This window comes from Bacillus sp. M5A3_1b (genome assembly GCF_053345335.1).
In genome coordinates this window covers 175382-188338 of record NZ_JBKEZY010000005.1, presented here as the reverse complement: position 1 = coordinate 188338, position 12957 = coordinate 175382, and the positions used below count along the sequence as shown (strand labels likewise).

The window sequence follows — 12957 nt, the reverse complement described above, 5'->3', positions numbered from 1 at the left end:
ATGCATAGCTTCTATTTCAAAAAAATAGATATAGTTGTGTCAACCATTTCGTAAAAAAGAATTAAATACTAGATTCCCCTGTATATGCGACAGAACTATACGAAAAACATCTCATATTCATATGAGATGTTTTTTATTTTTTGCTATTCTTTTAATAAATCTATTAATCCATTCCCTTCAGATGTACGTTCATACCCTAAAGGTACAGTTCTTTTAATAAGTTGTGCATATATTTCTGGCTCTGATAACTTTCTACCATATTCTCTCTCACACTGCTTAATGAGCAATGCCAGCGCTCCAGCGACATGCGGTGTCGCCATAGAAGTTCCACTTAATACCGCATATTTCCCTTCAGGATACGTAGATAATATTTCATCACCTGGCGCCACTAAATCAATTTCTTGATTCGAATTACTAAAACATGCGATTTTCCGTTCTAAATTGATAGCGCCGACTTCAATTACTTCGGAATAAGCACCTGGGAAATCTAGTTCCTCTGTATTATCATTACAATCTCCATTATTCCCAGCAGCACATACGACGAGAACATCTTGCTTTACTGCATTTTGAATCGCTTCATGTAATTCTGGAACGTCCTGCGGGCCACCAAGTGACATTGAAATAACTCTAACTCTTTCTTTATTAGGCCCTCTCCAATTTACAGCATAATGAATCGCCTCAATAATTTGCTCATAACTTCCAGAACCATCTCCCGCTAAAACCTTTAACACTAACATTTTAGCAAGTGGTGCGACTCCTAAAACACCGACACCATTTTCAGTCGCTGCAATTGTCCCCGCTACATGAGTACCGTGTCCGTTATTATCAAGATAAATATTTGGATCCCCTTCGTAATCTTTCGTGAAATTTCTTCCACCGATAATGCGTTCCTTTAAATCTATATGATTCACATCACAACCTGTATCTAATACGGCAACAACAATATCATTTCCTTTCGCACTCTTCTCCCATACTTGTGGAGCATGAATGAGTTGTACACCTGGTGGAATTTCATTTACTTGTTCAACCACCTTATCTACTGTAAAAGGAATCAATTGTATACCTTTTTGTTTATTCGCTGTACTACTATTCATCGTAATCCCTCCTGAAAATATATTATTTTCATTTCAGACCACTTTTGAAAAGGTTTAAATGTAACATTCGTTTTATTCGTTTCGTTTTCCTTCCTTAAAAATATTTCTCAATATAGCTTACTAATTTTATACTACTCTTTTTATTTATCTCGTAATTTTTATTCACCAAAAATTCGATTGGTACAACCAATAACCAAAATAAAAGGACCAATTTAATGGTCCTTTCATAGTTTTAAAGAATGATATGAAATTTTAAAAATAAAATAAATTAAGACTACGCCTCACTCTTATTTAAAAACTTCTCTATTTCTTTTATTAAATGTTTCGCTCCATCTATACTAACAGTAATGTTTCCATTTGCTAATGATATGTTTTGATTTGAAACATCACCTGTTATTTGACAAGCATTGTAAGGTTGATATTTTTGTAAAATGACTTTATCTTCTTCTACGAAAATTTCAAGTGGTGATTTGATTTGTATTCCTAATACTTCTCGTAACTCTTTAGGAATAACAATTCGTCCTAATTCGTCTACTTTTCGAATAATTCCTGTTGCTTTCATATTACTCCCCCCTTACTTTTTATTAATTTTTCCACCTCGCTCTTTCCATTTTATCACTTTTTGGTAATACTTGTCTCTTTTTAGAAATTTTTGTACTCAAGTTAAAATAACACAATTAATGCATACGTAATCTCTCTTTCAATTGTTTTAAATAACGAGATCTTATCAGTAAGAAATATACAACTTGAATTCCTACGAAAATACTTAATACAATCGCATTTTCTTTAAATAGTGAGTACTCAAACATCTGTCCCAGTGCAGTTAACGCTACTGCCCCATGTAATGTTGCAACACCTATTGGAACGAAGAATAAAAGTGCCAATCGGATTGTAACTATTTTCGATAACTCTCCACTCGTTAAGCCTACTTTTCGAATCATTTCAAACAAACGAGTATCATCCTCCAAATCAGAAAACAAACGGAAGTAAAGGAAACTTCCTGCACATACGAAAAATACTATACCAATAAAGAAACCTACAAATAGAATTGGTCCTGCGATTTGTAAACTTTGGTTTTGTTCATACTCTTCTGCACTAAACATTGCATATTCTTCATAAGTCTTCATTTGATGAGTAAGTTCTTTACCAACTTCAATTTCATCTTTCGTTCCTTCTGTTTTGTACACATAATCTTTTTCCTCTTTAAATCCATCTTGTAATGCATCATATTGATTTTTAGAGATTACATAAACGTTACCTCTTAGTATTTTACTTAATGAAGAAGTATTAACTTTTTTCACTTTTAAAGATTCATTCAAAAGTGGTAAAGTAATTTCTTTTCTTTCTTTCATCGGTGGGCCTGGTATATCGACTGATAAAAATAAAGCTTCTTTATTTGCTACAGTTTGAAATGGTTCTCCTGTTAACTTCGCATATTTTTCATAATCTGATTCTTTTATGAATACGGCACTTCTTAACGACTGCTCCTCCGCCTTTTTCGTTGAAATATTCGTTTTAGAAGCTGCTATACTATGTTTCTTTAATCCTTCATCAATCATCTGCAAATGCTGTGATTCATTACTATTTCCTTGCTTAGAATGATACTGAAACGCAATTGGTCTCTCCATAATCCCTTTCGTCATGGACGTGAAACCTACTAATGTACCTATTGCTGAAAATGCTACAGTTGAAATAATAGTTACAATAAAGAACATTCTGGCGTTGTCTCTCATACGGTAAGCTAAATCTGATAACGTAACAATATTTGTCTGTGTCCAATAGAAACGTTTACTTTTTTTACACAGTCTAATAATAAAGACACTCAACTGCTTGTACAGCAAATACGTACCAATAATGACTACCGTTGTAACAGGAATCATCATGACAAATACCATTGCCCCGTGTGACATAAGTGCTCCTGCATATCCCGCACTAAGCAATATAACCGCTAATATAGAAGAAATAATCGATGCTTTCGGTTCCGGCTTCGCTTCTGCGGATCCTCTAAACAATTTCATAATTTTATTTTTTCGAATCATTCCTGCACTAAACAATGAAATAATCATAAATAATACGAAAAACATAATACTCGTTACAACAATGGCTTTCATTGGAATGTAATAAGCTAAAGAAATATCTAATTTTAATATCATCGGAGCTACAAATAGTAATATTCCGGAAAATAACATTCCAGCAAGTATTCCAAAAATAATGGCCCCTATCCCAATCATAATATTTTCAAAGAAGATAAGACGCTTTAATTGATATTTCGTCATACCTAACATCATTAAAATTCCTAATTCACGCTTTCTCGTTTTTAAAAACATTCCCATCGAATATAAAATAAAGAAAAACGTAAATAAGTAAATAATGGACTGCGCAAAAGACATACTTACGAATACGTATCGTCCCAATTCTCCAGCACTTAATGCGGGATGAAACGCAAAAAATGAATAAACAAAAAAGGCCATAATGGCAAATGCACTACTTAAAAAATATGCTGAATATGTTCGTCTATTTCTCGTTACATTCCGATAAGCAAGTTCTCTAATGTTCATATTCCTTCTCCGCCCTTCTACTAACTATGTTCTTATATTAGTAAAGTCCGGAAATACCTTCCATCGATTCAAATGACAAAAACCTTACATTATTGAAAGGTTTCAAAAAAATTGCTTAAACGAAACAGTTTCATTATAATGACTACATTCATATTCATACACGCATCCTATTGTATATTCGTTAGTTTTGCGAAATAATAAAGGATAGAAGTATGTACCAATATACATATAAACTTAATTACCGCTTTAATATGAATAGGAGGAAACATAATGACATTACAAGAACAGATTATGAAAGCATTACATGTTCAGCCTGTAATTGATCCGAAAGCAGAAATCCGTAAACGTGTAGATTTCTTAAAAGATTATGTAAAAAAAACAGGTGCAAAAGGATTTGTACTTGGCATTAGTGGCGGACAAGACTCTACATTAGCTGGACGTTTAGCTCAGCTCGCAGTGGAGGAAATTCGTAATGAAGGTGGTAACGCAACATTTATCGCTGTGCGCCTTCCTTATAAAGTACAAAAAGATGAAGATGATGCGCAATTAGCATTACAATTTATTCAAGCTGATCAATCTGTTGCATTTGATATCGCGTCAACAGTTGATACTTTCTCAAATCAATACGAAAACGTATTAGGTGAATCATTAACAGATTTCAATAAAGGTAACGTGAAAGCACGTATCCGTATGGTTACGCAGTACGCAATCGGTGGTCAACAAGGGCTACTTGTAATTGGAACTGATCACGCTGCAGAAGCTGTTACAGGGTTCTTTACAAAATTCGGAGATGGTGGTGCAGACCTATTACCATTAACGGGTTTAACGAAACGTCAAGGACGTGCTCTTTTACAAGAATTAGGTGCGGATGAGCGACTTTACTTAAAAATGCCAACTGCTGATTTATTGGATGAAAAACCAGGTCAAGCTGATGAAACGGAGTTAGGTATTTCGTATGATCAACTAGATGATTATTTAGAAGGTAAAGCAGTTCCAACTGACGTTGCAGAAAAAATTGAAAAACGTTACACAGTGAGCGAACATAAAAGACAAGTTCCAGCATCAATGTTTGATAATTGGTGGAAATAAATAAAACATAAAAAAGAAGCTAATCTCATTAGCTTCTTTTTTATGTTAACGATACACCCCTACTCTTTTCTCTAGTAAGTCCTGTAAACAATCCTCATGTTGTTGATTAAACAATGGCGGCATTTTGTTTAGCGGGAAAAACTTCAATTCCAACGTTTCATCACCGTCTACTTTTTGCTCTCCACCGGCAATTGAGCATGAAAAGAATAGTAAAATTGACTGGGCATTATCTCCATTTGGATATGCTTGAAAATATTTTGTATACACCCCGATAAGCTCATTTATTTCCACGTCATAACCTGTTTCTTCTTTTATTTCTCGAATCGCGGTTTCTGCGGCAGATTCTCCAATTTCCATTGCACCACCAGGAAATCCCCAAGCGTTAAAATCACCTCTTTTTTGCAGTAATACTTCTCCATGTTCATTCAACACACAACCACCCGCAAAGTTTATGAGAACACAGTCGTGACCTACTTTTTCACGTAATTCTTTTATATAATTAGCCATCCTCTTCTCCTTTTCATACATCTTCTATCACTATTTCTTATCTTTTTCAAGCAATTCAATAATTCGGTCTAGCTTCTCGTTCATATGCATCACTTGTTGTTTCTTTGCAACACTGTTTTGAAATACTCTTCTAATAAACAAAGTAAATGATAGGAAAAACAAAACGATAAGTCCGATTACTAAACAAGTATATATCAATGTAAATATGTTATTTTCGAACAAATTCATTCAGATTCCACATCCTTCCTTTTTGATTTTATCACATAATTCTGTTTTTTAAAGTGATACATAATAAAAAGAGCACCCTTTACAGATGCTCTTCTTCATTAATTAATACGTAAATGTAATTGTCGCTAATGAATAATCTGCCATTGCACTATACGGTGCTACTTCATAAGATACACGTTTTGCACCTTTTGGCCAATTTATTTCATTTAACACTTTCTTTATATCTTGCATTGTTCCATCCATCGATTGCTTATATCGTACTTCTACCTTTTCAGGCTTAGAAGCGAATTGTTGCTGTAATTTTTTCTTAAATTCACTATAATTATCTGCCCCGTATTGTGCAGACAAATATTTTAAATTTGTTTCTTTTAACATTTGTTCATACGCAGCAGTCTTTGAACTACCCGTTTTTATTTTGTTTGTTAATTCATTAAAGTAACTTGCAGTTGCCGCCGGATATTTACTACGATCCCAGTCGTGATCTTTACTTAATTGCTCATCAGACATATTAAAATATGAATATGTTACGCGTCCAGCTTTATCGGGTACTGGATCATCGAATGTAGTATCAAGATGATACCATTTGTTTTCAATGTTCACTAAATTCCATGCGTGAGCTTGTCCATTTCCTGTACCTGTTACAATATGGTTTTGGATACCTGCTTCTTTTAGCAATTCATATGTTAATAACGTATATCCTTGGCAAACAGCCGAACGATTTGCTAATGCTTCATATGCTGTATACGCTTTATAAGACGTATCATACGATACATGCTTTACAACGTAATCATGAATAACTTTTACTTTCTCATGCTCATCCATTCCAGGTTTTACAATTGAACCGATAATTGCTTTTGCCTGGGATTTTACATATTGTGTTTGCTCTTTTGATTCACGGTATTTCACTTGCAATGTAAACGTATAGTTTCCTGGTAACCCTTTAATAGAATATTTAGTAGACGCTACATTATATTTTACATACTCATCTGCATCTACAATTTTATTAAACTCGCCATACAATTGGTCCATAACATTTCTAACATTTCTATCTTTCGTTTTATATGTGATTGTAATATTTTCTTCTCGATTATCAACCTGTTTTTTTAATTCTTTTCGGAAATCATCTAATAGCTTTGCATCTGATTGTGTTGTCGCTACAGACGGATTCGTAGCTGCATAAGATACCGTTGACGCGTGTAAGCCCCCCATTACTATAGTTGAACAAAGCAGGGTAGCTGTCACATACTTACTTGTCTTTCTCATCTTTTCACTCCTTACATTCTATAACTATACGAAAAAGTATCGTATAGTTTTAGAGTATACAATACTTTTTCGTATAGGTCATATGAGATTATGCATATTTAACATTGTAAAAAGGTTGTTCTTTTTACAAGAACAACCTTTTTCATTAACAAGTTTGTAATACACAACATGTATTTTCAAAACGTCGATTTTTTAAGTCTTCATTTCCAATACAGAAATAAAGCATTCCTAAATCTCCCCACATCATATTACAATTTTTAGTATCTGAATCGATTTGGAATAAAAGCGTCATTTGCTGCGGTTCTATGTTCATATATTGTCCAGTCTCGTACAATACCTCATCTTGTACAGAGAATGGCTCACCAAACATTTGATGGTTATCGTAGTTGTCTGGGATTAGTTCTTCAAGCAATTGTAAGAAACGATCTGAATCAGCCTCATCTTCAATGAAAAGCTCTGGCAATTTATATGTCAGTTCAAAAGTAGTTGCACACTGGTTATAATTTGTTTGCAATTCATCGGCCCTTCGTAATTGCTCTACAGGAACATCATAATAAAGTACACGCCCCGCTTCAGTTGGATTCACATCTTCTTCAAGGTAATTTTCAATGCTGAAAAAATATAACATCCCTGTCTTAGGAAGATTGTGACCCATACCAACATTTTGTAAATCATTTAAATTAAATTGAGCGATAAATTGTAATGGATTTCCTTTGTACATTGGGTATTCCAATGTAGCTGGCAAGTCAGGAACTCCTCCCATTTTCGAACTACCTACCGCAACTGTTTCCTCCTGCTTTGGCACAACTTTTACACAAGGAAATACAGTGTGAATAAGTTCCTCTTTTAAATGTGTCAGCCCATATTTATCAATTAATACTTCAATTTGTTTATTCATAAATTCTCCTTATATTTACATACTTATTTGTATCATCGCACAAAAATTATACTCCATTCTTTGTAAAAACAACAAGCCTCCAAAAAAACGGGCTCTTCCTCCATACGCGAACAAGTTAAAAAAAGCATAGTATACATTGTTCCTACAAACACGATAGTTCATTATTTCTTCCAGTACATTTTCCCCTCGTTCATTTTTATTTTTAATTTAAGGAGGAATTCCACATGGGTTACGGATATAGTTGCGGCGGTTACGGCGGTAGTTGTGGTGGATGTGGTTATGGAGGTTTCGCTTTATTAATCGTTTTATTTATCCTTCTAATCATCATCGGAGCTAGCTGTTGGGGCGGCTTTGTAGGCTGCTAGTAAATTTAAAAACTATTGCAAAAAAGCACGTACAATACGTGCTTTTTTGCCATTTTCAAATCTTTTATTCGAAAGGAAGTATGATTGATGAAGATTGATGGTGTTTTTGAAGGAGGCGGTGTACGCGGAATTGCGCATGTAGGCGCAATTTGCGCGTTAGCTGAAAAAGGCTATGAATGGGAGCGTGTAGCTGGAACATCAGCTGGTTCCATTATCGCTGCGCTCCTAGCAGCAGGATATTCTTGTTCAGAGTTAAAAACGATTATAACTGATATCGATTATAATAAATTTACGAAGAGAACCTTTATTGACAGAATCCCGTTTATCGGAAAAGGATTAAGCGCATGGACTACTCTTGGTATTTACTCTAATATTTTTATAGAAGAATGGATTGAAGAATTACTTCGCAAAAAAGGAGTTCACTTATTTACAGATTTACCTGATTTAAATAAGCTTAAAATTATCGCTTCTGATATAAGTAATGGCAAAATGGTTATCTTTCCCGATGACTTACCGAACTACGGATTTTTAAATTATCGCTTCTCTATTGCTAAAGCTGTAAGAATGAGTAGTACAATCCCTTTCTTCTTTGAACCGGTAAAATGGAGAACCCCTAAATGGAAGCAACCTTGTTATATGGTTGATGGAGGGATTTTAAGCAATTACCCAATTTGGATTTTCGACTCACCTTCCTCTCCTCGCTGGCCAACATTTGGATTTCATTTCGTAAAAGATGAGATTCAAGCTGATCCTGCCCATTATAACGAGCCTATCTCCATGTTCAAAGGACTTTTTAAAACAATGATGCAAGCCCATGATTTACGTCATTTAGATAAGGAATCAAAAGCAAGAACGATTACAATTCCAACAGGATCCATTACAAGTACAAACTTTGAGTTAACAAAGGAAGAAAAAGAGTGGCTTTACAATTCTGGTTATAACGCCGCAAATAAGTTTTTACAATCTTGGAACTTCAGACAATATATTGATGACTATAGAAACGGAAATCAGGACCGAAAAACAAATCGGTATTTCCGTCAACTTGACTCATAATACTATTATTTTTCATACGAGAACACGTAACGCTTTCAAAAAAAATAAGCCTAGTAATATCATAGATTACGAGGCTTATTTACTTCTTGCTGCATCATTATTATTCGTTGCTTAAGGATACGTTAACCCTTCAGCTTCTTCCGCAGTAATAACTGTGTATCGATTTCCCGTTCGTAATCCTAACAATTCTGCTTTTTCAATTGCATCCTGCTTCGACTCCGCATAAGCAGCTAAATATTTTTCTCCATTGATAATTTGGCAAATTACGTATTGTTTCATTATTTTCTCCTCTTACTTTTTCATTAGTTGTGCAAGTTTTTTAATACCTATTTCAATTTCTTCTAACGTTGCGTATGAATAGGATAGACGCAAAAATTGGTTTGCACTTCTATCATACAAAGTACCTGGATTTAATAAAATCTTTTCTTTCAAAGCTTTGTCGAATAAGCTACGGTTCGAAATGGGTACATTCATATGTAACCAAATATAAAAACCACCTGTCGGTTCATACCATGTTGCTATATCACGACAATATTTCTCTAACATTTGCAACATAAAATCTCTACGTTTTTTCAACTTAGTTCTTACAAACTGTAAATGTTCATCATACAATCCATCTGCAAACCATTCCGCTGCAATTTGCTGGGATATAGAACTTGAACCATAATCTGTTTGCATTTTTATGTCTGCCAATCTTTGAATGACTGGCTCAGATCCAACAATCCATCCAATTCTTAATCCTGGACTAATGACTTTAGACATACTCCCAATATGTAGTACAATTCCGTTTTTATCATATGCTTTTAAAGGCTTTGAAACAGGCTCATCAAACCATAAGTCTTGGTACACCGCGTCTTCTATAATAGGCAAACCAATTTCGTTACATATTTCCATCACTTCTATTCGTTTCTTCGCATTCATACTAAAGTTCGTCGGATTATGAAAAGACGGAATTGTATATAAAATAGATGCATTAAATTGCTTCTTATATTTCGTAATATATGATGCATGTAAACCGTTCTCATCCATTGGTATACCAATTAAACGCATTCCTGCTGATTGAAAAACATTAAGAGAATATAAATAAGATGGTTTTTCTAATAAGATGGATGCCCCTTTTGGAAGAAGTCCCATAGAAATAAGTTGCAACGCTTGAATTGCTCCTGAAACAATTAATATAGAATCAGGAGTTACATCTATACCATGTCCTTTTAAATAGTCCGCAATTTTCTTCCTTAAATAGAAATTCCCTTTTGGTTCTTCGTACCCAAGTATCATGCTCGACTTTAAAAGCTTATTTATAATATCTTTCATCTTTTTTTCAGGTAAAAGACTCGGCGCGAGCTCACCTGTTCCTAAACGAATTACATGCGGATAAAATTCAGCTTGATTAATCTCTTGAATAGCAGGCAGATTCGGATAATGAAGTCCTGTTTCTACATAAGACTGCCAATTAGGCGGGGGTGCGTACGTTGAAGCATTCTCATTATTATTTACAACAATTGTTCCTTTCCTACCATTCCCTTCAATGTATCCCTTTGCCACTAGTTCATCGAAAGCCATTACAATTGTACTCCGGTTCACACCGAATGTATGTGCCAAATCTCTTTGTGAAGGTAATTTCGTTCCAACAGTCCATTCTCCATTAACGATTCTTTCTTTTATATACGTTTCTATTTGTTTATACAGAGGAGTCGCTAGAGACATATTCGGTTTCCAAACGAATCTTTCCATCATATCACCTTATATTCTTTTTGGTTGGTAACCTCTCCAACCATATGGATGGATACAAATTTTCATTTCTTCTATACAATATACACTATCATACTGAATTAAAATAGGAGGTAATATGATGAGTGAAGCAATTATTCATGGTATCATTCTTGCATTTGGTCTTATCATTCCATTAGGCGTCCAAAATGTTTTCGTCTTTAATCAAGGTGCGAGCCAACCAAACATTTGGAGGGCAGCCCCTGTCGTATTAACTGCCTCTATATGTGATACGTTACTCATATTAATTGCGGTGCAAGGTGTCTCCCTTGTACTCCTTACTTTTTCTTGGCTAACTAACACGTTATATATAATTGGATTTTTCTTTCTCCTATATATGGGCTTTGTTATTTGGAGAAGTAACCCTTCCAACGATATAAAAAAAGAAAACAGTATGCCATTAAAAAAGCAGATCCTTTTCGCTGCATCGGTTTCGTTATTAAATCCACATGCAATTTTAGATACAATCGGTGTAATCGGAACAAACTCTATTCAATACATAGGAAGTGAAAAATGGGCTTTCACACTTGCAACTATTATCGTTTCGTGGATTTGGTTTATAAGCTTAGCTTTAGCCGGGAAATTTCTAAAAAGAATAGACTCAACCGGAAAGACAATCGTATTATTAAATAAATTTTCTGGCCTCATCATATGGGGCGTCGCGCTTTATATGTTAAAACAAGTTATGTATTCTTAATGAATGAAAGAGAATTGCATGTTACTGAAAACATCATGCAATTCTCTTTCAAATTATGAAGTAGGTTCCGGTTTCTGTTTTACGTTCTTTGCATCTTTTGCTGGTTTAATCCAAATCATTGCTATAACAGCACCGATACCAGCGAAAATACTTGTTACATAAAACACTTCATGGTCAGCACCTTTCATGAAAAAAGAGTATAGAGGTGGGCCGGCTGCTACACCGATAAATCGCATGGAACTATAAAAAGATGTAACCGTCCCCCTTTGCTCCTTTTCAATTCCTTGTGTAATTAGTGAGTCTAAACATGGGAGTGCCATACCAATTCCTATCCCCATGATAACGAGACAAAGAAGTAGTAAATAAATCCCTTTTATAAATAAAGGAATGATGACTGATGCAGCTGCCATTAAAAAACCAATATAAATACACTTCTTCATTACATTTTGATTATCTCCAATTTTTTTACCCGTCATATATGAACTAAGTGACAGTACAAGTAACGGGATAGCAAGTACACAACCTTTCCATATACCATGTATGTCATACTTTGATTCCAGTATCGTCGACAAATAAAAGAGAATTCCGAATAAAATAAGCATAATAATTGCACCTAATACAAAAATGGCAATTAACCATCTTCCCTTTTCTCGAAATGTAGAGATAATCGATTTTATAAACTCTTTAAGTGGTGGCACTTCTCCTTCTTGTTTCTTTGCCTTTACTAGAATAAGTAATAAAACAATTGATACTATGCATAAAACTGGAATTGCCCAAAATGGTAAGAACCATACAATGGCAGCAAGAGCAGATCCTAAAATAGGGCTCAGCACTTTTCCAAATGTATTGGATGTTTCAATGATTCCTAAACCTGTACTAACTTGTTTTTCATCCTTGTATAAATCACCAACACATGGTATAACAACTGGCATTGCACCAGCTGCACCAATACCTTGAATCGCTCTACCAATCAGTATCCAAGTGTAGGGATTATCAACTTTCCATGATACCCAACCTGTTACCGCCCCGCCTATAGCCGCAATCAGCAAACTCGGAACCATTATCATCTTTCGTCCCCATCTATCTGATAAATAGCCAGCAATCGGTATAAGTAAAATGGCTACAATAGAGTAAATTGTAATAATCATGGATACTTGAAACGATGAAATATGTAATTTCTTTTCGATAGTCGGTAGGATTGGAATAAGCATTGAATTCCCTAATGTCATAACAAGTGGAACTGATGCAAGCGCAATTAAACAACAGTTTTCTTTTTTTAACATGTTGGCTTCGGAACCCTTTCATCGTATATTTCTGACCATATAATAGCCCTGCTGGAACGTAATTTTTCATTCCACCAGGGCTATTACATCTTTACTACTTCCCATTCACAACAAAAGAAATTGGGGAAAATATAGTATTATTCCTATTCTTT

The 12957-nt window shown here is 34.6% G+C and carries 14 protein-coding genes; 4 read left to right on the top strand and 10 right to left on the bottom strand.

Annotated features, from left to right (window positions below; all coding sequences use genetic code 11):
* Window positions 1–143: 143 nt before the first annotated feature.
* The 3 genes from ACLBWW_RS15895 to ACLBWW_RS15885 all read right to left on the bottom strand — a co-directional run bounded on the left by ACLBWW_RS15895 (window position 144) and on the right by ACLBWW_RS15885 (window position 3652).
* Window positions 144–1094 carry a serine protease gene (locus ACLBWW_RS15895; RefSeq protein WP_048543173.1) on the bottom strand — a complete coding sequence of 317 codons (951 nt, stop codon included), beginning with the start codon at window positions 1092–1094 and terminating at the stop codon, window positions 144–146.
* Window positions 1095–1368: 274 nt separating this feature from the next.
* Complete coding sequence (locus ACLBWW_RS15890; protein WP_048543174.1) at window positions 1369–1656, bottom strand: AbrB/MazE/SpoVT family DNA-binding domain-containing protein; 288 nt, start codon at window positions 1654–1656, stop codon at window positions 1369–1371.
* 115 nt (window positions 1657–1771) lie between these two features.
* On the bottom strand, window positions 1772–3652 hold the full coding sequence (locus ACLBWW_RS15885; protein WP_048543175.1) for an ABC transporter permease: 1881 nt from the start codon (window positions 3650–3652) through the stop codon (window positions 1772–1774).
* A gap of 270 nt (window positions 3653–3922) precedes the next feature.
* On the opposite strand from ACLBWW_RS15885, the gene nadE reads away from it, so the two are divergent.
* Window positions 3923–4741 carry an ammonia-dependent NAD(+) synthetase gene (nadE, locus tag ACLBWW_RS15880; RefSeq protein WP_098049215.1) on the top strand — a complete coding sequence of 273 codons (819 nt, stop codon included), beginning with the start codon at window positions 3923–3925 and terminating at the stop codon, window positions 4739–4741.
* 45 nt (window positions 4742–4786) lie between these two features.
* Here nadE and ACLBWW_RS15875 read toward each other — a convergent pair whose 3' ends face one another.
* The 4 genes from ACLBWW_RS15875 to ACLBWW_RS15860 form a co-directional block, all read right to left on the bottom strand.
* The gene (locus tag ACLBWW_RS15875) at window positions 4787–5248 is read right to left on the bottom strand and encodes an NUDIX hydrolase (protein WP_048543177.1); all 462 of its coding nucleotides are present in this window, start codon (window positions 5246–5248) and stop codon (window positions 4787–4789) included.
* Between the two features lie 30 nt (window positions 5249–5278).
* Window positions 5279–5476 (bottom strand): DUF4083 domain-containing protein, encoded by a 198-nt coding sequence (locus ACLBWW_RS15870; protein ID WP_001048060.1) that lies wholly within the window; start codon window positions 5474–5476, stop codon window positions 5279–5281.
* Between the two features lie 102 nt (window positions 5477–5578).
* On the bottom strand, window positions 5579–6739 hold the full coding sequence (locus ACLBWW_RS15865) for a transglutaminase domain-containing protein (protein ID WP_048543178.1): 1161 nt from the start codon (window positions 6737–6739) through the stop codon (window positions 5579–5581).
* A 145-nt stretch (window positions 6740–6884) separates the two neighbouring features.
* The gene (locus ACLBWW_RS15860) at window positions 6885–7637 is read right to left on the bottom strand and encodes a YwqG family protein (RefSeq protein ID WP_048543179.1); all 753 of its coding nucleotides are present in this window, start codon (window positions 7635–7637) and stop codon (window positions 6885–6887) included.
* Between the two features lie 224 nt (window positions 7638–7861).
* On the opposite strand from ACLBWW_RS15860, the gene ACLBWW_RS15855 reads away from it, so the two are divergent.
* Both ACLBWW_RS15855 and ACLBWW_RS15850 read left to right on the top strand, forming a co-directional pair.
* Window positions 7862–8002 (top strand): YjcZ family sporulation protein, encoded by a 141-nt coding sequence (locus tag ACLBWW_RS15855; RefSeq protein WP_000540423.1) that lies wholly within the window; start codon window positions 7862–7864, stop codon window positions 8000–8002.
* Between the two features lie 87 nt (window positions 8003–8089).
* Complete coding sequence (locus ACLBWW_RS15850; RefSeq protein ID WP_000686805.1) at window positions 8090–9055, top strand: patatin-like phospholipase family protein; 966 nt, start codon at window positions 8090–8092, stop codon at window positions 9053–9055.
* Between the two features lie 111 nt (window positions 9056–9166).
* On the opposite strand, the gene ACLBWW_RS15845 is transcribed toward ACLBWW_RS15850, so the two are convergent.
* Together ACLBWW_RS15845 and ACLBWW_RS15840 are read right to left on the bottom strand one after the other, a co-directional pair.
* The gene (locus ACLBWW_RS15845) at window positions 9167–9334 is read right to left on the bottom strand and encodes a DUF3933 family protein (RefSeq protein ID WP_000816376.1); all 168 of its coding nucleotides are present in this window, start codon (window positions 9332–9334) and stop codon (window positions 9167–9169) included.
* A gap of 12 nt (window positions 9335–9346) precedes the next feature.
* The gene (locus tag ACLBWW_RS15840) at window positions 9347–10789 is read right to left on the bottom strand and encodes an aminotransferase-like domain-containing protein (protein ID WP_098221794.1); all 1443 of its coding nucleotides are present in this window, start codon (window positions 10787–10789) and stop codon (window positions 9347–9349) included.
* A 118-nt stretch (window positions 10790–10907) separates the two neighbouring features.
* Here ACLBWW_RS15840 and ACLBWW_RS15835 point away from each other — a divergent pair, with 118 nt between their 5' ends.
* Window positions 10908–11522, top strand: coding sequence for a LysE/ArgO family amino acid transporter (locus ACLBWW_RS15835; RefSeq protein WP_048543181.1), 615 nt, complete (start codon window positions 10908–10910; stop codon window positions 11520–11522).
* A gap of 53 nt (window positions 11523–11575) precedes the next feature.
* Here the strand turns inward: ACLBWW_RS15835 and ACLBWW_RS15830 are convergent, their stop codons facing one another.
* Complete coding sequence (locus ACLBWW_RS15830) at window positions 11576–12805, bottom strand: MFS transporter (RefSeq protein ID WP_048543182.1); 1230 nt, start codon at window positions 12803–12805, stop codon at window positions 11576–11578.
* Window positions 12806–12957 lie beyond the last annotated feature (152 nt).

Bases quoted from the DNA above. Each gene is read 5' to 3' on its own strand.
- ACLBWW_RS15895 (WP_048543173.1), bottom strand. From the start codon at position 1,094: ATGAATAGTAGTACAGCGAATAAACAAAAAGGTATACAATTGATTCCT.
- ACLBWW_RS15890 (WP_048543174.1), bottom strand. From the start codon at position 1,656: ATGAAAGCAACAGGAATTATTCGAAAAGTAGACGAATTAGGACGAATT.
- ACLBWW_RS15885 (WP_048543175.1), bottom strand. From the start codon at position 3,652: ATGAACATTAGAGAACTTGCTTATCGGAATGTAACGAGAAATAGACGA.
- nadE (WP_098049215.1), top strand. From the start codon at position 3,923: ATGACATTACAAGAACAGATTATGAAAGCATTACATGTTCAGCCTGTA.
- ACLBWW_RS15875 (WP_048543177.1), bottom strand. From the start codon at position 5,248: ATGGCTAATTATATAAAAGAATTACGTGAAAAAGTAGGTCACGACTGT.
- ACLBWW_RS15870 (WP_001048060.1), bottom strand. From the start codon at position 5,476: ATGAATTTGTTCGAAAATAACATATTTACATTGATATATACTTGTTTA.
- ACLBWW_RS15865 (WP_048543178.1), bottom strand. From the start codon at position 6,739: ATGAGAAAGACAAGTAAGTATGTGACAGCTACCCTGCTTTGTTCAACT.
- ACLBWW_RS15860 (WP_048543179.1), bottom strand. From the start codon at position 7,637: ATGAATAAACAAATTGAAGTATTAATTGATAAATATGGGCTGACACAT.
- ACLBWW_RS15855 (WP_000540423.1), top strand. From the start codon at position 7,862: ATGGGTTACGGATATAGTTGCGGCGGTTACGGCGGTAGTTGTGGTGGA.
- ACLBWW_RS15850 (WP_000686805.1), top strand. From the start codon at position 8,090: ATGAAGATTGATGGTGTTTTTGAAGGAGGCGGTGTACGCGGAATTGCG.
- ACLBWW_RS15845 (WP_000816376.1), bottom strand. From the start codon at position 9,334: ATGAAACAATACGTAATTTGCCAAATTATCAATGGAGAAAAATATTTA.
- ACLBWW_RS15840 (WP_098221794.1), bottom strand. From the start codon at position 10,789: ATGGAAAGATTCGTTTGGAAACCGAATATGTCTCTAGCGACTCCTCTG.
- ACLBWW_RS15835 (WP_048543181.1), top strand. From the start codon at position 10,908: ATGAGTGAAGCAATTATTCATGGTATCATTCTTGCATTTGGTCTTATC.
- ACLBWW_RS15830 (WP_048543182.1), bottom strand. From the start codon at position 12,805: ATGTTAAAAAAAGAAAACTGTTGTTTAATTGCGCTTGCATCAGTTCCA.